The sequence below is a fragment of the Streptomyces avidinii genome, assembly GCF_045161815.1.
In the GTDB taxonomy this organism is placed as follows: domain Bacteria; phylum Actinomycetota; class Actinomycetes; order Streptomycetales; family Streptomycetaceae; genus Streptomyces; species Streptomyces avidinii.
Genome location: NZ_CP108863.1, coordinates 8,178,028 through 8,201,870 on the forward strand (window position 1 = coordinate 8,178,028; position 23,843 = coordinate 8,201,870).

At 70.6% G+C, this 23,843-nt stretch carries 20 protein-coding genes and 4 pseudogenes; 15 read left to right on the forward strand and 9 right to left on the reverse strand.

The features are described from left to right. Positions 1-26 precede the first annotated feature (26 nt). The 3 genes from secD (at position 27) to OG373_RS37030 (ending at position 4,757) form a co-directional block, all read left to right on the forward strand. Positions 27-2,375 carry a protein translocase subunit SecD gene (gene secD / locus OG373_RS37020; protein ID WP_405443114.1) on the forward strand — a complete coding sequence of 783 codons (2,349 nt, stop codon included), beginning with the start codon at positions 27-29 and terminating at the stop codon, positions 2,373-2,375. A 1,067-nt stretch (positions 2,376-3,442) separates the two neighbouring features. Further along, positions 3,443-4,369 (forward strand): immunity 49 family protein, encoded by a 927-nt coding sequence (locus OG373_RS37025; RefSeq protein WP_405443116.1) that lies wholly within the window; start codon positions 3,443-3,445, stop codon positions 4,367-4,369. Positions 4,370-4,463: 94 nt separating this feature from the next. Next, on the forward strand, positions 4,464-4,757 hold the full coding sequence (locus OG373_RS37030; protein WP_405443117.1) for a DUF664 domain-containing protein: 294 nt from the start codon (positions 4,464-4,466) through the stop codon (positions 4,755-4,757). A gap of 149 nt (positions 4,758-4,906) precedes the next feature. Here the strand turns inward: OG373_RS37030 and OG373_RS37035 are convergent, their stop codons facing one another. Beyond that, positions 4,907-5,761 (reverse strand): hypothetical protein, encoded by an 855-nt coding sequence (locus OG373_RS37035; protein ID WP_405443119.1) that lies wholly within the window; start codon positions 5,759-5,761, stop codon positions 4,907-4,909. 298 nt (positions 5,762-6,059) lie between these two features. Between OG373_RS37035 and OG373_RS37040 the strand changes: the two genes are divergently transcribed. Together OG373_RS37040 and tpg are read left to right on the forward strand one after the other, a co-directional pair. Next, on the forward strand, positions 6,060-6,653 hold the full coding sequence (locus OG373_RS37040; protein ID WP_405443121.1) for a hypothetical protein: 594 nt from the start codon (positions 6,060-6,062) through the stop codon (positions 6,651-6,653). Positions 6,654-6,926: 273 nt separating this feature from the next. Continuing rightward, positions 6,927-7,187: pseudogene (gene tpg, locus OG373_RS37045) on the forward strand (telomere-protecting terminal protein Tpg); the annotation flags it as partial. A gap of 388 nt (positions 7,188-7,575) precedes the next feature. Here the strand turns inward: tpg and OG373_RS37050 are convergent. Further along, positions 7,576-8,418, reverse strand: a complete 843-nt coding sequence (locus tag OG373_RS37050; RefSeq protein WP_405443122.1) for a MerR family transcriptional regulator — start codon at positions 8,416-8,418, stop codon at positions 7,576-7,578. 528 nt (positions 8,419-8,946) lie between these two features. Here OG373_RS37050 and OG373_RS37055 point away from each other — a divergent pair. The 3 genes and pseudogenes from OG373_RS37055 to OG373_RS37065 all read left to right on the forward strand — a co-directional run. Continuing rightward, positions 8,947-10,128 carry a methyltransferase domain-containing protein gene (locus OG373_RS37055; protein ID WP_405443123.1) on the forward strand — a complete coding sequence of 394 codons (1,182 nt, stop codon included), beginning with the start codon at positions 8,947-8,949 and terminating at the stop codon, positions 10,126-10,128. 504 nt (positions 10,129-10,632) lie between these two features. Further along, the gene (locus tag OG373_RS37060) at positions 10,633-11,013 is read left to right on the forward strand and encodes a DUF6247 family protein (protein WP_405443124.1); all 381 of its coding nucleotides are present in this window, start codon (positions 10,633-10,635) and stop codon (positions 11,011-11,013) included. 67 nt (positions 11,014-11,080) lie between these two features. Further along, a pseudogene (locus OG373_RS37065) lies at positions 11,081-11,221 on the forward strand (lamin tail domain-containing protein); the annotation flags it as partial. Between the two features lie 170 nt (positions 11,222-11,391). Here the strand turns inward: OG373_RS37065 and OG373_RS37070 are convergent. The 3 genes and pseudogenes from OG373_RS37070 to OG373_RS37080 form a co-directional block, all read right to left on the reverse strand. Next, positions 11,392-12,072, reverse strand: a pseudogene (locus tag OG373_RS37070) (IS110 family transposase); the annotation flags it as partial. A gap of 263 nt (positions 12,073-12,335) precedes the next feature. Continuing rightward, on the reverse strand, positions 12,336-13,190 hold the full coding sequence (locus OG373_RS37075) for a class I SAM-dependent methyltransferase (protein ID WP_405443126.1): 855 nt from the start codon (positions 13,188-13,190) through the stop codon (positions 12,336-12,338). Between the two features lie 1,043 nt (positions 13,191-14,233). After that, positions 14,234-14,854: a TetR/AcrR family transcriptional regulator gene (locus tag OG373_RS37080; protein WP_405443128.1), complete on the reverse strand. Its 621-nt coding sequence runs from the start codon at positions 14,852-14,854 to the stop codon at positions 14,234-14,236. Between the two features lie 87 nt (positions 14,855-14,941). Between OG373_RS37080 and OG373_RS37085 the strand changes: the two genes are divergently transcribed. The 6 genes from OG373_RS37085 to OG373_RS37110 all read left to right on the forward strand — a co-directional run bounded on the left by OG373_RS37085 (position 14,942) and on the right by OG373_RS37110 (position 18,502). After that, positions 14,942-15,379 carry a DUF4345 domain-containing protein gene (locus OG373_RS37085; protein ID WP_405443130.1) on the forward strand — a complete coding sequence of 146 codons (438 nt, stop codon included), beginning with the start codon at positions 14,942-14,944 and terminating at the stop codon, positions 15,377-15,379. Positions 15,380-15,584: 205 nt separating this feature from the next. Further along, complete coding sequence (locus OG373_RS37090; RefSeq protein ID WP_405443132.1) at positions 15,585-16,295, forward strand: DUF4386 domain-containing protein; 711 nt, start codon at positions 15,585-15,587, stop codon at positions 16,293-16,295. Further along, positions 16,292-17,269 (forward strand): hypothetical protein, encoded by a 978-nt coding sequence (locus OG373_RS37095; protein WP_405443134.1) that lies wholly within the window; start codon positions 16,292-16,294, stop codon positions 17,267-17,269. The genes OG373_RS37090 and OG373_RS37095 overlap by 4 nt, the downstream gene beginning before the upstream one ends. Beyond that, on the forward strand, positions 17,266-17,580 hold the full coding sequence (locus OG373_RS37100) for a hypothetical protein (protein WP_405443135.1): 315 nt from the start codon (positions 17,266-17,268) through the stop codon (positions 17,578-17,580). The genes OG373_RS37095 and OG373_RS37100 overlap by 4 nt, the downstream gene beginning before the upstream one ends. Then, positions 17,577-17,885 carry a hypothetical protein gene (locus tag OG373_RS37105; protein WP_405443137.1) on the forward strand — a complete coding sequence of 103 codons (309 nt, stop codon included), beginning with the start codon at positions 17,577-17,579 and terminating at the stop codon, positions 17,883-17,885. The genes OG373_RS37100 and OG373_RS37105 overlap by 4 nt, the downstream gene beginning before the upstream one ends. Positions 17,886-18,139: 254 nt before the next feature. Then, positions 18,140-18,502, forward strand: coding sequence for a hypothetical protein (locus OG373_RS37110; RefSeq protein WP_405443138.1), 363 nt, complete (start codon positions 18,140-18,142; stop codon positions 18,500-18,502). Between the two features lie 119 nt (positions 18,503-18,621). On the opposite strand, the gene OG373_RS37115 is transcribed toward OG373_RS37110, so the two are convergent. Continuing rightward, complete coding sequence (locus OG373_RS37115; protein ID WP_405443139.1) at positions 18,622-19,347, reverse strand: peptidylprolyl isomerase; 726 nt, start codon at positions 19,345-19,347, stop codon at positions 18,622-18,624. A 447-nt stretch (positions 19,348-19,794) separates the two neighbouring features. After that, positions 19,795-20,793 carry an AraC family transcriptional regulator gene (locus OG373_RS37120; RefSeq protein WP_405443141.1) on the reverse strand — a complete coding sequence of 333 codons (999 nt, stop codon included), beginning with the start codon at positions 20,791-20,793 and terminating at the stop codon, positions 19,795-19,797. Positions 20,794-21,760: 967 nt separating this feature from the next. Between OG373_RS37120 and OG373_RS37125 the strand changes: the two genes are divergently transcribed. Beyond that, entirely contained in the window at positions 21,761-22,243 is a 483-nt protein-coding gene (locus OG373_RS37125; protein WP_405443144.1) for a hypothetical protein, read from the forward strand. A gap of 226 nt (positions 22,244-22,469) precedes the next feature. On the opposite strand, the pseudogene OG373_RS37130 reads toward OG373_RS37125, so the two are convergent. Together OG373_RS37130 and OG373_RS37135 are read right to left on the reverse strand one after the other, a co-directional pair. Further along, positions 22,470-22,835: pseudogene (locus tag OG373_RS37130) on the reverse strand (IS5 family transposase); the annotation flags it as partial. A 238-nt stretch (positions 22,836-23,073) separates the two neighbouring features. Next, positions 23,074-23,748 carry a helix-turn-helix domain-containing protein gene (locus OG373_RS37135; RefSeq protein ID WP_405443145.1) on the reverse strand — a complete coding sequence of 225 codons (675 nt, stop codon included), beginning with the start codon at positions 23,746-23,748 and terminating at the stop codon, positions 23,074-23,076. Between the last annotated feature and the right edge of the window lie 95 nt (positions 23,749-23,843).

Below are 23,843 nucleotides of genomic sequence, written 5' to 3' on the forward strand. Positions count from 1 at the left end.
CGTCCTGCCCTCATCGTGGAGTACGCATGTCTCGCGCACCCTTGTCCCGCCCACCCTTGTGGAGGGCGATCGTCGCGCTGGCAGCCGTCGCGCTGTCCCTCTACATCGCCCTCACCCAATCCGCCCGCCTCGGCCTCGATCTGCGCGGCGGCACCCAGATCGTCCTGGAGACCCGGGACTCACCCACCGTCAAGGCCGACGCCGCATCCACCGACCGCGCTCTGGAGGTCCTCAGGCAGCGCGTCGACGCCCTCGGCGTCTCCGAACCCGGCATCGCCCGCTCCGGCGAGAAACGGATCATCGTCGAACTGCCCGGAGTGCAGGACCCACGCAAGGCCGCCGAGGTCATCGGCCGCACCGCACAGCTCACGGTCCACCCGGTGACGGGGGCGACGGCCGACAAGGGCTCCGCGAAGCCCGAGGCCGACGGATTGCGCACCCTGCCCGACCCGGACCGGCCGGGCAACCACCTGAAGCTGGGCCCCACCGCCCTCACCGGCGAGGGGGTCGAGGACGCCGAGGCGGTCCTGGACCAGCAGTCGCTCAGCGGCTGGATGGTCTCCCTCGACTTCCGCAAAAGCGCGGGCGACACCTGGGCGAAGATCACCTCGGACGCGGCCTGCGCGCCTCAGGGCGCTCCGGAACGCCGCGTCGTCATCACCCTCGACAACAAGATCATCTCGGCGCCCGGCGTCACCGCGGACGTGGTGTGCGGGACCGGTATCACCGGCGGCTCCACGCAGATCAGCGGCGGCTTCGGCCGGGCCGAGGCGCGCGAGCTGGCGGCGCTCGTGAAGGGCGGCGCGCTGCCGGTGCCCCTCGACGTCGTGGAGCAGCGCACGGTCGGCCCGACGCTCGGCGCCGACGCAATCGAGGCGAGCACCAAGGCCGCGCTCATCGGCATCGCCCTGACCGCACTGTTCATCACCGTCGTCTACCGGCTCCTTGGCGCGCTCGCCGCCTTGGCCCTCGCGCTGTACGGCCTCATCTCGTACGCCGCTCTGGTGGCGCTCGGCGCGACGCTCACGCTGCCGGGGCTCGCCGGGTTCGTCCTGGCGATCGGCATGGCGGTGGACGCGAACGTCCTGGTCTTCGAACGGGCCAGGGAGGAGTACCTGGGCGTCCGTTCCAAGGACTTGGCGAAGCCGGTGAAGACCGGCTTCGCGAAGGCGTGGAGCGCGGTGATCGACTCGAACGTGACGACGCTGCTCGCCGCGGGATTGCTGTTCTTCTTCGCCACGGGCCCGGTCAAGGGCTTCGGGGTCACCCTGTGCATCGGCGTCCTGGCATCGATGCTCACGGCGCTCGTGATCACCCGCGCGCTCGCGGACTTCGCCGTCGCCCGCAGCTTCGTACGCAAGCGCCCCGGTCTGACGGGCATCGCCTCGACGGGCCGGGTCCGCACATGGCTGTCCCACCGCAACCCGAACCTGGTCCGCCACCGTCGCCGCCGGCTCGGCGCGAGCGCACTCCTGGTGGCGGTGGCCGTCGCAGGAATCCTCATCCGCGGCCTGGACTTCGGCGTGGAGTTCACCGGCGGCCGCCTCGTCGAGTACAGCACCAGCAGGTCCGTCGACGCGGACACGGCCCGGAACGCCGTGTCCGACGCGGGGTTCCCGCGCGCGGTGGTGCAGGAGTCCGGCGACGGCGACATCACCGTACGCACGGAGAAGCTCACCGACGACGAACAGCAGCGCGTCAAGGCGGCCTTGGAGGAGCCCGGCGGAACCGTCACGGTGGAGCGTGACGAACAGATCGGCCCGAGCCTCGGCAGCGAACTGCGCCACAAGGCGCTCCTGGCCCTGGGCATCGCGGTGGCCGCCCAGCTGATCTACCTCAGCGTGCGGTTCCGCTGGACCCTGGCGGCAGCGGCAGTCTCTGCGATGGTCCACGACGTCCTCCTCGTGGTGGGCCTGTTCGCCTGGCTGGGCAGGCCGGTGGACAGCGTCTTCCTGGCGGCGCTGCTCACGGTGATCGGCTACTCCGTGAACGACACGGTGGTCGTCTTCGACCGCGTCCGCGAAGCGCGCCGCCGAGACCCCCGAGGCGACCTGGAGAAAACGGCCAACCACGCGGTGGTCCAGACACTCCCGCGCACGGTGAACACCGGTATGGGAGCCCTGTTCATCCTGGCCTCACTGGCGGTACTGGGCGGCGACTCGCTGGCGGACTTCTCCGTTGCGCTGATCGCAGGCGTCCTGGTCGGCATCGCCTCGACCATCTTCACCGCGGTCCCGATCGCGATCGCCCTGGAACACCTCAACCCGACACCCCCACCGGCACGGGACCCTCGCTCCGCGAAGGAAGTCCCTGACGGGTGCAGCCCGTTGGAGGCGCGGAGGAAGAAGGAAAGGGGGACGGGGGCAGCCGTCTGAGCCCGCGAGGACGGTCCTGAGGCCGAGGGCAGCCTCCATCACACGCCGACCGGGCCTCCACGGAGCTCCGACAACCGCGGGCCACGCTCCGTGGAGGCCCGGTCGGCACGATGCCCGGTCGCCCGATACATCGCCGCCCGCGACCCCGCCAGACGTGAAACCCCTCGTTTGCGGCTGGTGACGATCCTGCCGGGCGTACGGCCGCTTTGGAGCGGGCGAAGGACGTACGCGGGCTGGGTGCGCGCCTGGTGGCCATCTCGGTGGTGCCGGAGGCGCGGATGTCGGGGCTGGCCCGGTACGGGATGGGTCGAAGGCGCCGACCCCGCGGGATCTGGAGGAAACGCGGAAGACTGCGACGCTTAGTCAGGACACCGGTACCGGGGGCACTGACAGATCTGCCCCGCTGTTCCCGAAACCCTGTACGCGATACCGGCCACCTCCGATCGGCACGGACCTGCCCCGCATCACCGCTGCAACGTCATCAGGCCAACGTGTCTGTTCCGACCATGTCACCCCCAACGGGTTCGCGTTGCGCAGGTCCGCGTTGCGCAGGTCCGCGCGCGCTGCGCAGGGAATGGCGTCGGGCGCCGCCCCCGCGATCGCGCCCAGCGCTGTGGGGACGCCGATCCTGGCCACCGACACCACACTCGGCGCCGCAGCCACCGTCGTGAGCACCCCGATTCTGGCCGCAGCCGCCCGGCTACGTCACTGACGAGCCGCGCGACGCCCAGCTCAGCCCATCGACCGTGAAAATGAGCCGAAGCACGGTAGTTGTCACAGGCAGGTACGCCGTCCTCGTCCTCGTCGGCGTCTGGGGCGGTATGACCGAGCGTGAACGGCGGTCTCTCCGGCGGCGCCGGCCGCTGGTCGGCTCTTGGCGCCGCCTGCTTGAAGCGGGCCCGATCAGAACATCAGCGCGTAATCCGGTCCGACGACGAGCAGCCCTGGAGCGCCACGGGGTGATCACCCCCACCCCCACAATGCCTTCGGGGCCCGCGTTGCCGGATGCGGATACCGGACGGAAAGCGTGGAGCGGCGCTGTCGGTGGCGCCTGACAGGATGCACGGATGGAGATCAACCACGCGCTACGCCATCCCGTGAACCAGCAGCGCCTGGACCAGGCCCTCGGTGACAAGGCGGACCGTGTCCAGGAGCGTTTCGAGGACGTCTACCAGCGGGGCTACCCGATGCGCGTGATGCTTGAGGAACTCGGCCACGAGCTGCTCGACCACGTCGCAGCGCGCACTATCCAGGACCCCGACCTCGACGACGAGCGCACTCGCCTTGCCCTGGTCACCGCTGCTGAATGCTGCCTGGGCGTGCTGGACCTGGGCTGCTTTCCCGGAGGCGACTGGGAGATCCCCCTGCCTCTGACCGGGACGCGTCTGACCAGTGAAGAGCTGGACTACGACGAGACGCACGATGCGACCGACACGGTTACCGCCCGCACATGGATCGACGCCTTCGACATCTGCGTCGTCAGCGGTCTGGTGCAGGACTGGGAGCGGGTGATCGGTCTGCTCCTGCGCAGAAACTTCGCACCCGCACTCCACAACAACCTGCCCCACGCCGGCCGGGACTCCGTCTCCGAACCGGACGACCTCGCACACATGGACGCCCTGTGCGCCTACCTGACCCCGGCCCGCGGCCACCTGCCCCGAGACTGGCCACAGGTGACGCTGACCAAGCCATCGACGGATGAGCGACTGGACGCTGCCCTCGCCCTGGACGCCGCCCACGCGGTGAGTCCCGACCAGCGCCTGCTGCGCGTCCTGCTCGCCGACGATCAGTGCGCCTTCGAGCGGGCCTTGGACGAACGACTGGCGCAGCACCGTGCCGGTGTCGGTGAGAATCCCGCGCCCGGAACTCTGCTCCCCCTGGGCGCGATCGCCTTGGCCGCTCTCGCCGTACAGGTTCATGGCTGGGACCTGCAGACCAGGTCCGCCTACCTTCCGACCTCGCTCCTGAAGCCGCCTGCCCCTGTCGGCTCCTGACCCGGACCGCCGATCAGAATGGTCGTTGCCAGGCCGCCGGGCCACAGCAGGTGGACGACCTTCATGTGCTGGGAATCCTCGGCCTCCATCTCAGATGCTGATCACGCGCTTGCCCAGAGGGCGAGCGGCGTTACCGCGCCCGCGGCCCCGTCCGACTTCAGGAGTGCTTGTCGCTTTCGTCTTGGGCGTCGAGGTTGTGGAAGATGCTCCGCCGGCAGGTTGTCGGTGGGAGCCCCTACCGAGCACTCCGTGGTCTCCGTCGGAGACGGTCTACCGGTCGGCCCGCCGGATCCTGCTCCACCTGATCAGGGAGACCGCCCGGCATGCAGGGCACGTGGACATCATCCGGGAATCGCTCGACGGAGCCAGCACCACCGCTCAACGGTGATCGCTCCAAGGAGTCCGAGCCAGGCGACTCGGTTCGCCGGCCCCACGCCTGCCTTCACGCTCTCCGGCCCTTGGCGACCATCCGCTCTGCGAGCGGCCCGGCCCGGCCCCCAACTGGGAAGCCGGCCCGGGTCTCTTTCGCGTCCCGCGTCAGCCGGTTCGTACCGCCGTGACCGTGAAGCGCTCTACATCGGAGATGTGCCCGCCGGTGGACGCGACGATGGTCAGCACCGGGTCACGGGCGCCGGTGAACGACACGGTCGCATTCCAGGGTTGCGCGCTTCCGCCGGCCGGAATGCAGCAGGAAGTGCCGATCGGGGCCGTGGACGAGGGCTGGCGCACGTCCACGCGGATGCTCTCGTCCACACCGCTGATCCGGCCGCCGGTCCGCACAGGGGAGCGCACGACCGATCCGTAAGCGGGCGTGGTCAGCGAGAACGTCGTGTCGTCGGTGCCCACGACCTCCCACGGGGCGTCCGCGCCGGCCCCGTACCGTACGAGGTGGATGACCGCGACCGTGCTCCTGTAGCCCTCGGCGCCCGGGGGCAGGCTCAGGCCCACGCCGATCCGGGCATCGCGGCCAGTGACGGTGCGCGAGGAGACTCGGCCGACATCCTTGAAGCCGAGGTAGCCCTGGGTGAAGGAGAGCGCGGTCTGCTCCGGGTCGAGATGCCAGGGCTGGTGGCCCCCGGAGCGGAACTCCCGTTGCCACGCCTGGGCTTGGGCGAGCGTGGGGAACGGCCACACGGGCTGCAGGAGCGCCGAGCCGAGGGGCGGCGTGCCGCCGTCGGGCCCGGGGGTAGTCGGTGCGGGCGTACCGGGGGTGGCACCGGGCGTGCTGGGTGCGGTCGGAGCCGGGGAGAGCGCCGAGGACGTGCCCGGTACGACGGACGGGGATTCCTGCGGGGGCGATTGCCCGCCGGAGCCGCCGCAGGCGGTCAGCGCACCCAACGCGGCTGTCACGAAGAAGTGGGTGAGTCGGGCGAGTGGGAGCCGAATGTTCATGTTGACCCCAGGAAATCGGTACCGAGCGTCGGCACCGTCTGGGCTCATGGTGCCACCGGTGGAGGTCGGCGGCGAGAGGGCCAGGAACCGGAAAAGTTCCGGCGCCGCCGAGGCGCGGGACAGGTCCCATCCACGCGCAGCATCGTGGACATGCGCCTGCTGTTCGGCTGGGTACCGGTCGACGACCGGGCACCTTCCGGGTGTGGGCGCGTGCGGGGGCGGGGCAGGGTCGCAGACGGGTCCGGCCGGTCTGTCGGCAGGGATGTGGTTTGTCGGAGCTGTGTGTGAGGCTGCGCCCGTGGAAGAGCTCATAGGAACGCAGAAGCCAGCGCACCGGATCCTCGACCCGGACGAGGCAATAGCCGTGCTGGAACGCGTTGTACCCGGGCTGGTGGCACTGCGCCGGGAGAAGCCGGCCGTTATCGACTGGCGGGCGGTCGAGGAGGAAGCCGGAAGGACTCTGCCCTCCGACTTCAAGTCGCTTGCCGAGTGGTATCCGGCCTTCGGCCTGGACGACTTCCTGGGCCTCGCGCTTCCGTGGCCCGGGGAGGAAGCCGTCAGGGTCGAGGCGGAGGGCACGCGATCGAAGAGGTGGGACTCCGACTACCCCGCCGATCTGCGTCCTGCAGAGCTCATCTCGACGACCCTGATGCCCTGGGGGGACTCGGCGGAGGGCGACCAGTTCTTCTGGAGCGTGCTCGGGGACGATCCGGAGCACTGGCTGGTCTCGATCTGCTCCCGCAACGGCCCCTGGTGGCACTACGAGGGCGGAATGGTCCAGTTCCTGGCGGAGCTCTGCGCCGGAGCCCTGGAGCCGTGGGCGCTCCCTCCGGTCAAGCCTCAGATCACAGGCTGGGCCGTGGAGGGTGGCGGCTGGCAACAAACGGTCTGAGCGACTTCGTGAACGTGCCGGGCGCAAGCGGTGCGCACGGAGGCGAGTGACCGCGTCCAGGACTTCGCGCACCTGCTCTCCGACACCCAGGCCAGAGTGGTAGGCCGTCTCTTCCGGATCTTGCCGGGCCCGCGACGCCCGGCACCGCACCTCGCCGCACTGCCGGGGCAACCGAGTACGTCCAGTACACGGCAGCCCCGGCAGCACGCCGAGGCACGGCACCGGACGACGCGGACCTGACCGACAAGATCCGAAAGAGACGACCTAGGGGACCTCGAGACGCGGGCCCGGTTCGGCTACACCGCACCCGTCGGCACCACCGACGACGGCCGCGTCCGCCTCCTCACCGTCCACCTCCCCGCCGTCTACGCCCAGCGCCTCTTTGACGCCCGCGCCCAAGGCGCCGACGACCGCGACCTGCGCGCGATCGTCGCCGAGGGACTGCAGGAGATCTACTTCAAGGACGGCGGAACCCGAGCCGACCAGCTCCGGGTCGAGTTCACCGACATCGACTACTTCGACCTCTCCTTCTGAACCCCGGCGCCGGGACGCACCGGGCAGCCGTACAACCCGGGCGCGAGCACGCTGTCCGGGTGGAACCCTTCTTGCTCGAGCGCGTCAACGGCCCACCCCACCCGGCAGAGGGGTGCAATAGCCACTGCGGGGAGCCCCCTTCGGACGGGCTGCTCCCAGCCCCCGTGGCGCTGTCGACCGCGGGCAGGTCCGGCAGCCGTCACACGTCGCCGGTCACCGCCCCGGTCGACAGCATCCAGGCCGTGTCAGCGGCCAGTGCGGAATCCCCACGTACGACCAGTTGTGATGTCACTCTTTGCTACGGCCCGGGCTCGATGTCTGATGCGACCAGCCGTATGCGGATGGACGCGACCGGCTGTCGGGCCGCATCGGTGCCGGGCACAGGCGATCAGTGGTCTGCGGAGTGGGCGTCGGCGAGGAGTTGTGCCGTGAGTTCCATACAGCGCATCCGGGCGGGAGAGAAGTCGTAGGGCATTTTGGTGATCGCTTCGAAGGCGCTCATCTGTGTGTCCTCCTCCCCTTTCAGGTCGGCGTCGTAGATCTCGAAGAGCCTCTCCTCTGCCGCATCCAGCCCAGCTGCCTCGATGGCCTGCTCCAGGGCCCTTTGTTGGACGCATCGCTGTACGGCGACTTCTTCGACGCGTGGGTCGCGGGTATCGACGCCGTCGTCGAGGGCGGCCTCGGCGGCATCGAGACGGTCGTTCTCGGCCCTCAGATCGGGGTGGGTGGCCAGCACGATGAACACGCTGGCCTGGATGGCGGCGCCCAGCGGGCCGAAGACCCGTTCCGTGACCAGCAGGGCGTCGAGGTCGGAGGGGCGCAGTGCGCCCGGGGGCAGGTGACTGAGCCGGTCCGTGACCAGTTCGGAGAGCAGCCCCAGCGGGTTGCCCACCGCCTGCAGATGGCGGACAGCCGTGCGCTGACGTTCGATTTCGGCCTCCCGTGCCGCCAAGGTTTCCTCCAGCCTGCTCAGGATCTCCTCGATGTCCCGGGCTTCGTCGAAGGCGGCCCGCATATCGTCCAGGCTGATGCCGACCGCTGCCGTTTTGCGGATCCACAGCAGGCGGATCATGTCGTCGTAGCCGTAGCGGCGGCGACCGTCTCCACCTCGCTCCGGCTCCGGCAGCAGGCCGATTTCGTGGTAGTGGCGGATGGCGCGTGGGGTGGTCCCGGCGAACGCGGCCGCATCACCGATCTTGACCTGGCGGGGAGGCGTGATGGAGGGGTACATAAGACGGAGCCTTTCGTGCGGTGGTGCCTCGACCACACCACATGCCGCTACGGCAGGTGCAACAACACCATCCAGGTTCCAGCAGAGCCAGGCCCTGGCTGCCGCTGGATCCGATCAAGAGCGACGAAACATCCGGCAACGCAGAGTGACCTTCGGCGGCCAGATACCTCCCCACCAAGTGGCCGCCACTGGGGATTTCCAACTGGCCGCCGACAAGGCCGGCTCCGCCTCTGCCCGCCACCCACGACCACAACCCGGTTGAACCCCGGCAGGATGCCTTCGGGCTGTCAGAGGCGACCGGAAGCGGCCACGCGGTTCTCCTCGTGTCTGGCATGCGCCTGCCGTGTCTGCTCTTCCGGTTCTACCGTTAGGGGTTCTCGAGCTGTGGGAGGGCTGCTGTGGCAGGGATTTGTGGAGGGCAAGCATCGGTCACCTATCGGTGATGACGGGCATCAGCCGAACCGGCCCGTCCCACCTCCTCCGCCTCCGCCCGCCCCCGCCCACCAACCCCGGTTCGGAGCAGTAGCCGTGCCCACCGCACCGGACGCCCCCGCCGAAGGCGCGCTCGTCGACGGTCTCCTCGCGGCGGTCGCCGAGCAGCTCGGCGGGCCGCTGCCCGCCCGCCTGCAGGAGGCCTTCCACCGCGTACTGCGGCACCGGTTCTTGCCCGATCGGATCTGGCTGCGCGACGGCTCCGGCGGCTACCGGCCCGTGGACCGGGCGACGGAGCCCGACGGCTGGTGGGCTGCGGCGTACTCGGACCAGCCGTTGGTCACCCGGTTCACCGACGGCCTGCCGTCCTCGTCAGCCTCCATGCCCTCCATGGTCGGCCGCATGCTCCTCCTGGCCGGCCTCGTCGAACCCCACGCCCGGGACGACGCCCGAGCCCGAGTGCGGGTGCTGGGCGCGGGGACCGGCTTCAACGCGGGCCTGCTGTGCGCGCTGGTCGGGGACGAGCAGGTCACCACCGTCGACCTCGACCCCACCCTCGCCACCGGCGCCCAGGAGAACCTGAAGTCGGCCGACTGCGCGCCGACGGTCGTGGCCGCGGACGGCGCCGCCGGCTGGCCGCCGAACGCCCCCTACGACGTGGTCCTGGCCACCTTCTCCGTCGACCATCTTCCGTCCGCGTGGCTGACCCAGCTTCGGCCGGGCGGCCGCATCGTGGCCCCCTGGACCTCGGCCTGGTGCAGCTACGGCACCCTCGCACTCACCGCCACCGGAGACGGCCGGGCCCAGGGACGCTTCCATGCTTTCGCCTCCTTCATGCAGATGGCACGCCCCGACGCCGAGCCCGACCCGCCACCGACCGCGTCGGAGGGCGCCGTGAGCGCGGCCGCCTACTCGTTGACGGGGTTGTCTCCGTGGGCGGTCGCGGGCGGCGACCTCGACGCCGAGTTCCACATCGGCCTCACCGTCCCCGACGCGTCGTTCGGCTCGCACACCAGTGGCGAACACGCCCACACCCGCCTTCGGGTCGACTCCCCGACCACCGGCTCGTGGGCGGCCGTCGACTACGACGGCCGCAGCGCATCCGACTTCGCCGTCACGCAGGCCGGGTCCCGACAGCTGTGGGACGAGATCACCGCCGCATACCGCCGGTGGGAGGCGTTCGGCCGGCCGAGCGTCGACAGGTACGGCCTCACCATGACAACCGGTGGCACCGCGGTGTGGGCTGGCACTCCCGCGACCATCGTGGCCGAACGGTGAATCGGTCCCAGGATGCGTGAGACCGCTCGCGGGCAGGCCGGCGACGGCGCTGCGTGCGTCGGCGCGCGACATTCGCACGCGGATGCTCGGTGAGGGGCGGGCGGCCGTTGAGCAGGGAGAGCGCTGGTTGGCCGAGGTGGGAGGGGTGAGAGTGCTCCTCGTCCCTCGGGACGACGAGTCCCTCGCCTGAATTTGCCCGGATGCGCCGGTCCTGTCCGGCGGCAGGGTCCTCGGCAAGAGAAGTCCCCTCGATGAGGGGCTTCGCGTATCCCCGCGGCGGGCGGGGGAGCTGAGCACGAGATCCAGGTCGTGGACCATCCCCGGCCATGTCCTCCGGTGTGGTGTAGCGACGGGCAACTGTTCTCTGCCCTTGGGTGGTCAGCCGTTCTCGCACACTCTGCCTACGCGCCACCGCTGGCGGCTTCCAGTGGTCGGCTCCGACGCCCTCGGCTCCCAGGCCCTACTCACCTCGCAGGACAGGTAAGGGCGGCGTCTCCACCGGCCGTGAGGGCTGAACCCCTCCTCCCACCACCGTTGCGGCGGCTACCGTGGCGGTACAACCTGCCTGGAGGAGCCCGTGAGCGCTCAACCGCCGACCACGTACCCGTCCCGCCGTACGCTCCTGCGCCCGGTGCACCGGCCGAACTCCGTGCCCTGCTGCGCGCCGACCGCCGTGCGGACACGTGGGTGTCGGCCTTCGAGCGGGACCGGGCCAAGGCCCTGGAGGACGCCCGCCACGCGTTCAGCCTCAGCTCTTTGCACGAGGTGGTGCGCACCTGGCAGTTGCGCGTGGGCGCGGCCCCGGCCGTCGACGCCTTCATGGACTCCGGCCGTGACGAGTCCGGCTTCGTGGATCTGGGCGACGTCCTCGGTCGCCGCCGGTGACCGGTCAGCCGTGGGCGGTGCGTCTGTCCCCGCAGGCCGCGAAGACGCTCGCCGAGCTCCCTGAGACACCGGCAACGGCCGCGACACCCGCACCGACCTCTTCCAGGACCGCCGCGACTACGTCTGGGACAACCGTGCCGACACCGCCGCCCTGCGCGACGACCGCGGCCGCACCGTCGACACCGAAACCTGGGTCCGCCGCCGCTAACACCCACTACCCGCAGGCTCCGCGCGATGCCGGGGTCCTGCGTGACGGGACTGCACGGGCCGTCGCCCCCTCCGGGCGACGGCCCGCACTGCTGGGCGAGCTGCGGCACCGAAGTGGGGTGTCGGTGGTGGCGACCATGGGGAGATGAGCGCCGGTATCGCGCCCGAGGGCTCGCCGGGCAGGCTGGTGTGCTGGCGTTCGGCGGCCTGGACTGCCGTTTCGGCGAGCTGGTCGGCGCGGAGAACCTTGCGGTTCCGGAGCCAGGTCTCCAGGCGCTTGGTGCCGAGCCGGCGGATGCCAGCCGGGGTCTGGTAGCCGGTCAGCAGCGTCAGCGGGCCCGTGTTAGGGAGATCCAAGGCCCGTTCCAGGCCGGGGAAGATTCCGGAGAACTGGGCCCGGAGCCGGTTGACGGTGCGGGTGCGGTCGGTGACCAGGTCCATACGGCGACCGGCGAGGATCTTGAGGTCGATGGCGGTGTCGTCGCCGGCGCGTAAGGGGTTCAGGTCACGCCGGATGCGGACCTGGTCGGCGATGACTGCGGCGTCCTTGGCATCGGTCTTGCCCTCGCCGCGGTAGCTCTCGGAGGCGCGGTGGATGGTCCGGCCGGAGATGTAGTTCACCGGCTGGTCGTGGTTGAGGAGGATCGTGATGACCAGGGCGGCTCCGCCGTCGGCCAGGTCGATGCCCCAGGTCACCTTGTCGCCCAGGGCCAGGACGTCGGTGAGGAGTTCGAGGAGTTCGGGCTCGTCGTTGGCGACGCGTCGTGACAGCAGCCGGTGGCCGCTCTCGTCGATCGCGACGCAGTGGTGATGGGTCTTGCCTTCGTCGATGCCGGCCCAGATCGCGGCCATGGTGCCTCCGTGCGGTGGGGGTGTGCTGGTGCTTCCCGACGGACGACCTCGCTGTCGATTCCCTACGGAGCGATCATTCGCAATTCCTAATTGGCAGTCGAGTCGTCGTGGGGCGTCGGGCGGCCAATCAGTGAGAGCCACAGACGGCAGAACTTTGAAAGCCACACCCGACGCCCCTGGGTGGGCCAACCATACGAAGGGCTCGCCCGGTCCCGCAGAACAACGTAGGGAACTCTGACCGGGCCAGCCGCTGGGGTCGTATGTCAGCGCGCGGTGACTGAATACGCGGCGAGCGCGCGGTTGCCGTGCGGCTGGGCAATGGCCCGGAGAACGTCGGCCTGGCTCAGGACGAGCTGTCGCACCGGCTCGGGCAGCGCGGCCAGACGCTCATCCCTTCCCACCAGGTCGAGGCAAGCAGCGATTTCCCAGTCGCCGTCCTGAAGTTCTTCGGTATTGACCGGATTGCTGCCGTCGGCCGTCCAGCCGGCCTCAGGCAGGAGCCGCAGCAGGCCCTCACGGGAGAAAGGTGTGCGGACGTTGCCCTGGCCATGCGATCCTGCGGCCTCGGTCTGCCCCTGGATCAGCACGGCGAGCAGGTGCGCCAACTGGTCGTCGGAGGCAGGCGTCAAGTCCCACTCGGTGAACCACAGTCGCCGCGCCCACGGCCGTACCCGGGCCAGCGTGTCTCGCAGTTGTCCGAGTGATGTGAAGTACCAGGAGCAATGTGCGAGCACCACATGGTCGAAGGTGCTTTCGGGGAAGTCGACTGATGGGTCGAGGACGTCGGTGCCGAAGCGGAAGTCGATGCGTGGCCCGAGAGGGCCCGCCGCTAGCCGGGCTGCCGATTCTCCGAGCGTGACCGGCGCCCCGTAGGAGGGTGCGGCCACGTCAACGGCCACCACGCACCCTTGGGGCCCAACCGCCTCTGCAAGGACGGCGGTCATGTCACCCTGGCCGCAGCCCAGCTCGAGGACGGTTGAGCCTGGCTCAATGTGCCAGCTCGCCACGAGCGCGGCGCGGTGACGAGTCTGGGACAGCTGGATGTCCGGGCTGTGATCGGCGGCGGCCATGCCGGCCGCGAGCGAAGGGGCCTTGGCGAGGAGATCGGAGTGATTCACAAAGTCCTTGGTGATATTCGACGGGTCGGTGCGGGCCGAGGGTATGAGACGCGCGGGTAGTGGCGCCTCCGATTTCCTGGACATCACCGGCGCGACGGCGGCCCACCCCAGGACCCGGCCGCCCCCGTCGAGGGCGACCAGGCGACCGTCTCCCCGGTCTTCTTCGCGTCGACCCCGTGCCCGCGGGGATGGCTCGAACCTGTTCACCCGGCACCAGGACCTGTGGAAGTCGACTCCGCGTCCGCGGGGATGGCTCGATCTCCTGGACGATCGAGTCTCAGTCGAGGAGGCCGAGGTCTGTCAGCTGTTTCCGCTGCTCGAGCGGGAGTGCCGCTTGCCGGCTGCGCATGTTCCTCGTCGTGCCGGGTCACCCCCGGCACGACGGCCGTCAGGCGTGCGCCTTCGGCGAGGAGCTGGGTGAGGTAGGCCTAGTGCGGCTGCCAGCCACCGTCCACCCCAGCTTCGCCGCTCGCGCGCGGCCCATGCGCCGTGGCCGGCTTCGCGGTCGTCTTGCGGGTGCGTGGGGCTTTCTTCACGCTGAGTTCGTCGAGTCGGCGCTGCTGTTCGTCGTTGAGCCGGTCCCAGTTCCGGCGTTGGGTGGCGGGCCAGCGTCCGATGTCACGCCCAGTGAAACGGCGAGGTTAGCGGTGACTACGGGATTCCTCACTCACCGGGCCGGGCACCGATGCTCACTCACTCACTCACCAGGATGCGGGCCTCCCGATGGCTGTCCGGCCGGGGAGGGGTGTGGGGTCAGCGGGAGGAATCCCATGATTCGGGGCCGGCGCCTCGCCACTCCACGAACGTACCCCGCCACCCCGAGCGGGAAGCGGCGCTCGCCGCGATATCCTCGCCGCTGTCCCTTCCCGCGCCTTGTACTGCTGGAGGTGCCCTACGACGGGAAAGACGTCGAGGTGCGGCTGGGGGTTGCTGGCCGGGAACGCGAAAGTGCCTCCTGGGCTGGGACGATGAACCTTGCCGAGGGGCTCAGTCGGTCCAAGTGGAAGGCGCTTTCTGTGGGCACCAGGCCCGCTCGGGCCGGTTCAGGCGGGCAGGGCGGATGGCCAGTCCGGGGCGGGGTCCTCGGAGAGCAGGGGGCGCAGGGCGCCGACCGCCGCGCCGATGCAGGTGTCCCGCAGCTCGGTGCGGGTGCAGGTCTCGAGCGTGAGCCAGTCCACGCACAGCACCTGGACGAACACGAGCCAGGCCTTCAGTACCGCGGAGACCGCGGCGTGCGTGCGTGCGTCGGCGAGCGGAAGCACACCGAGCAGGCGTGAGCGCAGGGCGTCGAGTTCGTCCGTCATGATCGTCTGGATGACAGGGTCGCCCGCCAGTACCCGGTTCGCGGCCAGGACGGCGTGGCGGTTGGGGATGAAGTAGTCGAGGTGGGCGTCCAGGCCCTGGGTGAGCTGCTCGACGAGCGTGGCGCCGGGGTCGAACTTGGTCGCCTCCAGCAGCCGGTCGCTCGCCTGCTGGTAGACCGCCGCGAAGAGGGCGTGCTTGCTCGGGAAGTGCTGGTACAGCAGGGCGCGGGACACGCCGGCCTCCCGGGCGACGTCCTCCATCAGCACGTCGTCGTACGGCGCGGCGGAGAAGAGCCGGGTGCCGACGGCGAGCAGCTGGGCACGGCGGTCGGCGGGGGTCAGGCGTCGGCGGGGCGGCACGCATTCAGACTACTACTTGACACGCGTCTATTAAAGAGGGCTACCCTGGAGCTAAGTAGACATGCGTCAACTAAGGGGGGTTGAGTCATGGCCAAGGCACTCCGGGTATTCGCATGGGTGATGGGCCTCGCCTGCACGGCGATCGGGCTGTTCCACGTGATCGGCGGCAATGCCGCGGTTCCGGGCGAGGCTGACGCCGGCCCCACTCTGGACAGCCTGGGCCGGTTCTTCGGCGCGATCTTCGTCGGGTACGGGCTGGCCTGGCTGTGGGCGGCCCGGCAGGACCCCGTCCCGGCGAAGGCGGTGCGGTGGCTCGCGGCGGTGTTCCTGCTGGGCGGCGTGGGGCGGCTGCTGTCCCTGGCGGTGCACGGGTGGCCGCACTGGTTCCAGGCGGCACTGACCGTGATCGAGCTGGTCTTCCCGCCGGTCTGGTTCTGGCTGGCGGATGCCGACGAGCGGGCGTCCCGGGATCGGCGGCCCGCCGGTGCGTCGGCCGCCAGGCAGTCTCATCCGGATCCTGCCTGACCCGCGCCCCCCGGCACCGTACCCGCCCCGTTGTGAGACACCGCGGTTCGGCTACTCCCCAGGGAGTAGCCGAACCGCCTCCCGCTGCGGGACGACCGTGGCGCGACCGCAGCCGCATTCTGACTGTCACGCACCGGGGCCGCACACCCAGCACCGCCCGCCGGGTCCCACACCGAATCCCTTCACCGATGATCCAGGAGATGCCATGCTCGCAACAGCACATGGGTCCCACGCGGCCTCGCTCCGGGGCTCGGCCCTGCGCCCGCGCGGCACCGTTGCGCTGCTCACCGTTTCGCTCTCCTACGCCGCACTCACCGCCGCGTACGTCGTCATCAACCGCGCCACCCCGCAGCCCGACGCCTCCGGCCACGACATCCTGCGCCACGTACGCGACCACGGCATGGCGATCGACCTGGGCGCCTCTCTGCTGCTCGTCACCGCCGTGCTGCTGGTGTCCGTCGCCGCCACCCTGGCCCGGCTGGTGCAGCGGGGAGGGGACCAGGGCGCCGCGGCGGCGACCGCCCTCGCCGGCGGGCTGCTGGCCAGTGGCGCGCTGGCCTCCAGCGCCGCGCTCACCTGGACCCTCGGCCGACTTCCGGAAGACGCACCTGCAGCCCTGGCCCGCGCCGTGGCAGACCTGTCCTTCCTCGCCGGCGGTGTCGGATACGCCGTGTCCTTCGCTCTCCTGGCGGCGGGCACCTGCCTGGCAGCCCGCGAGAGCGGGCTCCTGCCGCGGGCCTGCGCCACCACCGGTCTGGTCATCGCCGCCGCCGGACTGGCCGCCACCCTCACGCTCCTCGCCCTCGACTTCGGCTACCTGCTGCCCGTCGTCCGCTTCGGCGGCACGGCATGGCTGGTGTGGGCCGCGTTCGCACTGTTCCGCTCGCGCCCCACCGCACCGCGGACGAACGCATGACCGCGGACGAACGCCACACCGCCACCTGGCCCGGACGATCGCGCTCGGCCTGGCAGATTCCTGTCGGCGCGGGGCTTCTGCTGCTCGCGTCCGCCGCCTTCCACACGGTCGTCCTCGTACTCTCCGGCGGCCCATGGGACGGTCCCGTCTCCTGGCGGAAGCCGATCACCTTCGGGCTGTCCTTCGGCATCAGCGTGCTGACCGTCACCTGGATCTGCCGGCTGCTCCCGCTGGCCGCGCGTACCCGCACCCTCCTCCTGGGCGCGTTCATCTCGGCGTCCCTGCTGGAGACCGGTCTGATCACCCTGCAGGCGTGGCGCGGTGTCCCCTCGCACTTCAATACCGAGACCACGTTCGACACCTTGGTCACTCGCGCCCTCGCGGCCGGCGGCGTCACCCTCATCGCGGTCGTCGTCGCACTCACCGTCGCCGCGCTGCGCCCCAGCCCCGCCCTCTCCCCCAGCATGCGGCTCGCGCTGCGCGCCGGACTGGTGGCGCTCACCGGCTCCATGGCGGCCGGAGCGGTGATGATCGCCTACGGGCTCACGCTGGAGGGCGCGGGCCGCGCGGCCGAGGCCTACCGGTCGGCGGGCTTCCTGCGCCCCGCCCATGCCGTCACCATGCACGCCGTCCTGCTGCTGCCCTCCCTGGCCTGGGTTCTGAGCCGTACCCGACGGCCGGAGGCGGAGCGGCTACGCCTGATCCGCGTCACCGTTGCCGCGTACGGCGCCGTCACCGCGCTGGTCACCGCCGCGGCCGCGGCCGGCCTCACCTTCGCCACCCCGGCCACCGCGGCCGCGGTGAGCGCGGGCCTCACGACAGCCCCCGCACTGGCGTTCCTGGCGCTCGGCGTATCGCCAGCCGTACGTGAGAACCGCAGTTTCACCGGGCCCGGCAACCAATTACCCACCCATGGCTCGCACCGCGTCGTCCTCGCCGGCGGCCCGGACGACGACCGGAGGCATGACACATGACGCAGACCGCGAGCAGGAAGCACCCCGGGACCGTCGCGAACGCGGGCAGTGCGGCGGCACAGGGCGCAGCCCCCGATCCGGCAGCCCGCCCGGCACCCGCCGCGGGAAGGGTTCGCCGCCTGCCCCAGCGATGGCGCAAGGCGATCCTCACCCTCCACGTGACGGCGGCAGTCGGCTGGGTGGGAGTCGAGATCGCCCAGCTCCTCCTCGGCGTGGTCGGCCTCGCCACCGACGACGCCGGGCTCATCCGCGCGACCCGTGTCGTCATGGAGATCCTCGGGATCGAACTGATCGTCGGCATGCCTGGATGACTCTGCTGACCGGCCTGCTCCTCGCGATGGCGACGCAGTGGAGCCTGCTGAAGCACTACTGGATCGTGGCCAAGCTCGTCATCACCATTGCCCTGATGCTGAACGGCCACTTCTTTCTCCAGCACTGGCTGCGCGAACAGGCAGAGGTTGGCACGGCCCCTGAATCCCTCAGCCTGCAGCTGGTGATCACCATGAGCATCTCCCTGGGGCTGCTGGTCACGGCGACGGCACTGTCGATCCACAAACCCTGGGGCAAGACCCGCCGCGGCCGCCGCCGCCCTGCGGCCAAGAGCACACGCCCCTGACATGCCCGCGTAGGAGCGCCACCGGCTCATCCGCCGCGGCGGCCGTCCGGACCGGCCGCACCGAACCACGATGCCAGGGCACGCGGGCGAAGAGCGCTGCTGCCGGAGCCGTTTCGGGCCCCCGTGGGCCGCGCCTGCCCGCCGGGTCCCCGCTCCCGCGCCCGTTCCGGCCGCCACGCCCGCACCCGCCGCTCCTGCTGCGCCGCGGGTGCGGGGAGGCCGCCGATCCGTGGGCTGCGCCCGCGAGCACGGACGTGAAGCGCTCCTGGGGCCCCCTGACCGAAGGGCTGGACGTCCCCCGCGACCTCGACCTCGGCGACCGGGCTCGCGCCCTGCACCAGCTGAAGGTGCACCCGGCCACGAACTCCCAGATGGTGTCGCTGGTCCAGGACATCCTGCCGGAGCAGGAAGCGGGCCTCCTGGTCGGCTCACGCCAGTGGCCCCTGCCGGCCGCCCGCATGCAGAACATCCGCGAGAGCGACAGCACACACACCGTCGCCCAGCACCTGAACCGCCTGACGGCCGACACCTCTTGGAAGCAGGCCACGGGCACGGCCCTGGTGGGCCGCCTCGTGGACGCGACCCTCCACGCCCTGACCACGCCGCTGACCGCGTAGCCCGCGCCCGCGTCCCCGCCGTGGGTCTCCCCGATGGCGGCCCGCTCCCGCTCCACCCCCACCTGCCCCCGGACAGACGCCACCGCAGCGGCCGCGGCTTCGGCGCGGGCCGCGGGGAGTCAATGCCAGCAGGCCGGCCGGACGCGGAGCAGCTCGGTCCGCAGCACGGGTGTGCCGTCGACCGGTGCCGGGTCCTCCGCGGTCGGCTGGATTCCTCCGACGGCGGTTTTGTCGAGTGTTGCCAGGCCGTCGGGGCCGACCGTGCCGAACACCGTGTAGTTCGGACGTAGTGCGGAGTCGCCGTAGACGACGAAGAACTGTGAGCCGTTCGTGTCCGGACCGGCGTTGGCCATCGCCAGCAGGCCGCGCCCGTACAGGCGGCGCCCGCCGGTCGGATCGGTCGGTGCGGGTGGCAAATCCACCGGCAGCTCGTCCTTGTACTTGTACCCGGGCCCTCCCTCACCTGTACCGGTCGGGTCGCCGCACTGCAGGACCTTCAGCGTCGGATACGCCGTCAGACGGTGGCATACCGTCCGGTCGTAGAACCCATGCCGTGCCAGGTGCAGGAAACTCTGGACCGTGCACGGCGCCTTGGCCTGGTCCAAACGCAGCGGGAGCGGACCCTGGCTGGTCGGAACAGCCATGTCAACCGTGCCACGGCTAGGGGTGCGCCGCGGGTCAGGCGGCAGCGGAACATGACGCGCGGGCGGCTCGTCCGGGGTCTGTGTGTACTGGCAAGGGCCGTGCGTGGTGCGTGGCGGAGCGCCGTCGGAAGCGGTGGCGGCATTTCCCCCGGACACAACTAACGTCACGGCCGCAAATGTGCTGATCAGTGCTCGGTTCATCTTGCGCGCCCTCCTGATGATCGCCAGGTTTTGGAGCGGTCGCAGTCTAGGACGTGGTGTGGTCGGCGGGAATGGTCAACGACAGAAGGCCCGCGAGGGGCGCTGGTCCAGGACCGCGGTGGTCGGACCTGGTGGCGGCCGCCGGGCAGCGCCCCGGCGGCCTGGCCCTCGACGGCGAGCTCGTCGTCTGGGACCCCGCGGTCGGCCGGCTGTCTTTCCAGGCGTTGCAGCGCAGCTGCCCGCGCCCGCAGCGCCCCGGCCCTGGCCGCCCGGTGGCCGACCTACTTCATCTCCTTCGACCTTTTGCAGCTCGAGGCGAGCAGCTTCTACGGTGGCCTTACACCGCGGTCAGGCAGAACTGCCACGTCGACGGACGATGAGAGACCGCCCTGCACACGGTGGCGGCCAGCCCAGCGGCTGGGAGCGGGCCGGGGCACCCCCGCCCCACTAGGAGGCGTGCGTCCCGGCCAGGTCTTCCGCCCGGGCCTGCCCGCGAAAGGCCGCGGGCGGCAGGCCGTAGGCCTCGCGGAACGCCCGGCTGAACGCGGACGCGTGCCGGAAGCCCCGCCGGGCGCCGATGACGTGCACGGGCACCTCCTGGTGCAGCGGGTCCGCCAGGTCGTGGCGTGCCCGCGAGAGCCGCTGGCCCTGAAGGAAGGCCGCGGCCGTCGCCCCGTCCCCCTCCTGCTGGAACACCCGGTGGAGATAGCTGACGGAGATGTGGTGGGCGGCGGCGATCGCGGGGACGTCCAGCAGCGGATCGTCGGCGTTGTCCCGGATGAAGGCCATCACGCGGAGCGCCAGGGCGCGCCGGTGCGTCTCCGGGGTCAAGGACCGGTCCGCTTCGAGGACGCCGGCGAAGAGCGAGGCGACGAGATCGGCCAGTACGCCGCTCAGGCGCGGGCCCTCGGCCGGCCGGTAGGACCGGCTGTCCTTGGTCACCTGGTCGAGGAAGGTGGCCACCAGGGCCCCCATTCCCTCCCGGGCCGAGATGCGCTTGCCGATGACCCGGCCAGCGGTGTGCGGGGGCAGCGGCAGCAGCGCCTTGGGTACCTCGACCCCGATGATCTCGACGGAATGCGGGCCGGAACTGATCTCGAACGGCCGTGACGTGTCACTGGTGTGGATGTCGAACGCACCGTGCACCACGGTGTCCTTGCCCAGAGTTACCGCTCCCGCCCCGCGTTTGATCAGCGAGAGGTGGAATGCCTCGGGGTCCGACCTCGCTATCAGCTTCGGTGTGCGCTGGAAGGTCAGGGGACGGCATTCCATCGGATAGACCGTGATCCCGCCGAGCGAGATGACGCGCTGGTTCACCCAGAAGTCTGCGGCGTGCTCACTGCGCATCTCCATGGGCGCATGCGTCTCCGACATCAGGGCCCGCCAGCTCTCGAAACGGTCGGCGGGCGCTAGTTCCGCGCTGCGGAACGTTCTCTCGGGCAGCATGATCACGGGTTTACACCGGCCGTGGCGGCTCGCGCAACAAGAGCCGGGGCCCGGGGCGCGGGCGGCGGGGCGACTCTCCGTCAAGACACTGTGCACGCCGGGCCAATGCGCGGTGTTCCGGGGCTTGGCAGAGTGGGCGCCGGAGGGTCGGTCAGGGGACGGGAAAGCGGAGCCCCCGCCGACGACTGGGGGCCTCTCGCGTTCCCGGCACTGAGCTGACGCCGCCCGAGGACGGGGGTTTCGGGCGGCGTCAGCTCAGTGCCGGGACCAGGCAGTCTAGACGTTAGTGGCAGCCCCGCCCCAGGCGCGGAGCCCCCAGGTGCAGCGCGCGGGATCGGGCCCCCGTTATCGAGGCAGCCGGTTGGAGTTCCACGCCATCGACGTGGCGTCGACTGTGGCCCGCGCGGGAGCGTTCCTCATCCCCCAGGCGAGCGCCCCGTTCGAGTACTCCGGAGCCAGCTACTACCGGGAGCGACACAGCGAGGAGTACGCCCGGTCTGTCGGACGCCAGGTGGCCGTGGTTCTGCATGATCACTCCTCGGATGACACGGTCGGCTGCTTCCTTGGGGTCGGAGGGGAGCCACAGCTGCACTGGACGCTGGCGCGGCCCGGCCGGTGGTCGATGCGGACCCGGCGGCCCCGCCAGGGCCCGGGGCAGACAAGGACGGCGAGGAGGACGTGGCGTCCTCGCGGGGTGGGGTGCGTTTGTTCGTGCCGGGTGCGCGTGTGGTGTCGACGGTCGCCGTGTCTGGTGTGGTGGAGGTGGTCGTGCACACGGTGGCGGCGCGGGGGATTGGGTGTGTGTTCGGGGAGCCGGGGGTGGGGAAGACGGTGGCGGTGCAGCAGGCGTTACATCTGCTGCCCGCCCGGGTGCCGGTGTGGCGGGCGGTGGTGGGGGTGAAGCCGGGGCCTGCCGCAGATGCGCGCTTCCCTGCTGGACGCGTTGGGGCTTGCGACAGGGTCTTTGTTGCACCGCGCGCAGCCGGCGGACCGCGCGCAGCCGGCGGACCGCGCGCTGGGGGAGGCACTGCGCCCGCCTGGGGTGCTGTTCCTCGATGACGCGCAACGCTTGTCTCCGCCGCTGCTGGACTATCTGCGGCTGCTGTGGGACGAGCCGGGTACGGCAGCGGCGTTGCTGCTGTGCGGGGCGGGCGCGGAGCGGGTCATCGCCAGGGCGCCCGCGCTGCGGTCGCGGGTGCTGACCTGGCACCAGGTCCCCGGGCTCGATCAGGAGCGGCTCCAGGAGACGCTGGCGATGTTCCATGACGTGTGGGAAGGCGCCGATCCGGCGGATGTGGCGTGGGCGGATGCCACGGTGGCGCGGGGCAACTTCCGTATCTGGGCGAAGATCACCTCCCACGTCTACGCCCTGGCCGGGCGAGGCCGGTACGTACGCGTGGACCGTGCGTTGATCGAGCAGGCCTGCGCCCGGCTCGGCCCCTACCCGTAAGCTTGCCGTTTAACGTCCGGGCATCGAACGGGCTCGAACTTGTCCGGCGTCTTCCCAGTTCACCGCACGTGTCAGGGGCCAGGGCCTGATCTTGTCGGCAGGGTCGCTGCGGCACGGAGGCCGCCGCGGGAGCGTCCCAGACACTCGCCGATCTGACCACTTCCTCGAGTCGGATCACCAGTTTCCGCAACACCGGATCGACCTGGTTCGTCCCCCGAACGTGCCCCTTTTGAGGAACGGCGGCCGCCGGTGTCCTCCTCGCGCCGGCGGCGTGCTGGTGGGCCCGCACTGCTGTCGAGTCCACCGACACGTCCCAGTCGATCCGGCCCGCGGCGTCCTCGGCCGCCTGGATCCGAGACAACAACATCGTCCACGTTCCATCGGCTGACCAGCGGCGATGACGTTTGTAGACGGTCTCCCACGGCCCGAACCGCTCCGGCAGATCCCTCCACTGCACGCCCGTCCGAACCCGGTAGAGCACCCCGTTGATCACCCGGTGGTGATCACTCCACCGGCCCCCACGGGCACCGCCAGGAGGCAGGAACGACTCCAGCCGGTCCCACTCTGCGTTCGTCAGATCCCCACGCCCCATACGGACAGCCTGACCCCAACACCCCTCTCAGGTCAGGAGATCCGAGAAACAGTGCCTAGTGGACCGTTGCCAACCGCGGGAGGGCGGACGAGCGTCTCAGGGGTCATGTTGTCGACGCCAGCGGGGAACCAGAGGTACCCGCCGTGCCGCTGCGGTGCCGGCCGGCCAGATGGCATGGTTCGGTGACGTTCGGCAGGAACTGGTCCGCCGGCGGACCAGACGGTCCCGCTGGGACCCGTCACGCCAGGAGGCGGCGGCATCGGTCGGCCGACTCCAGCATGTCCAGGCTGACCTGTTCCAGGAACGCGCCCACCTTGGCCAGCCGCTGACCCACGGGGCTCTCGGGCCCGTACGTCTGCGCCGCGGCCGTCGAGGCCTGCGCTGCCTCGAGCGTCTGCCGCGAGCTGATCACGATCGAGTGGTACCAGGCGTCGTCGTCGACCACGTAGATGTCGCGACGCCTCTGCGGATCGCGCTCGCGCCGGACATACCCATGCTCGACCAGGAAGTTCACGGCTACGGAGACGGAGGCCGGGCTGACCTTCAGTCTGCGGGTCAGCTCGGCTGCTGTGCGCCTGCCGTCCTCGGACAGCAACAGGTCGACGTGCACGCGTGCTGTCATCCTCGGCAGTCCCGATCTGACCGCCAGCTCGATGATCTCCTCTTCCATCGTTCCGCCGGGCGCTTCGGCCGCGCGTGGGGGTGCTGGTGTGCCGCGCTGCGCCCGCTGGACCGTAGCCAGCTGCGCTTGCTGGGGCCGGTAGCCGCCGGGACCGCCGTTGCGTGCGATCTCCCGGCTGATCGTCGAGGTCGGCCGGTCGAGTCGCCTGGCGATCTCGGCGTAGGAGAGCTTGCCGGTGAGTCCGGCCGCGATGCGCTGGCGTTCCTGTTGGGTCAACCGTCCTCCAGGCATGCCGCCAGTATTGCCTTCGCCGCCACTCAGTGCAACGCACCATTGCATTCGAGCGCAGCGTCATTGCATCAATTTGGCACTCTTCACCTGCACTT

Coding starts and splice junctions, on each gene's coding strand:
- OG373_RS37025 (WP_405443116.1), top strand. CDS start 3,443: ATGGAGATCAACCACGCGCTACGCCATCCCGTGAACCAGCAGCGCCTG.
- OG373_RS37115 (WP_405443139.1), bottom strand. CDS start 19,347: ATGAACCGAGCACTGATCAGCACATTTGCGGCCGTGACGTTAGTTGTG.
- OG373_RS37030 (WP_405443117.1), top strand. CDS start 4,464: ATGCTGATCACGCGCTTGCCCAGAGGGCGAGCGGCGTTACCGCGCCCG.
- OG373_RS37095 (WP_405443134.1), top strand. CDS start 16,292: ATGACCGCGGACGAACGCCACACCGCCACCTGGCCCGGACGATCGCGC.
- secD (WP_405443114.1), top strand. CDS start 27: ATGTCTCGCGCACCCTTGTCCCGCCCACCCTTGTGGAGGGCGATCGTC.
- OG373_RS37120 (WP_405443141.1), bottom strand. CDS start 20,793: ATGCTGCCCGAGAGAACGTTCCGCAGCGCGGAACTAGCGCCCGCCGAC.
- OG373_RS37105 (WP_405443137.1), top strand. CDS start 17,577: ATGACTCTGCTGACCGGCCTGCTCCTCGCGATGGCGACGCAGTGGAGC.
- OG373_RS37135 (WP_405443145.1), bottom strand. CDS start 23,748: ATGCCTGGAGGACGGTTGACCCAACAGGAACGCCAGCGCATCGCGGCC.
- OG373_RS37090 (WP_405443132.1), top strand. CDS start 15,585: ATGCTCGCAACAGCACATGGGTCCCACGCGGCCTCGCTCCGGGGCTCG.
- OG373_RS37100 (WP_405443135.1), top strand. CDS start 17,266: ATGACGCAGACCGCGAGCAGGAAGCACCCCGGGACCGTCGCGAACGCG.
- OG373_RS37035 (WP_405443119.1), bottom strand. CDS start 5,761: ATGAACATTCGGCTCCCACTCGCCCGACTCACCCACTTCTTCGTGACA.
- OG373_RS37050 (WP_405443122.1), bottom strand. CDS start 8,418: ATGTACCCCTCCATCACGCCTCCCCGCCAGGTCAAGATCGGTGATGCG.
- OG373_RS37085 (WP_405443130.1), top strand. CDS start 14,942: ATGGCCAAGGCACTCCGGGTATTCGCATGGGTGATGGGCCTCGCCTGC.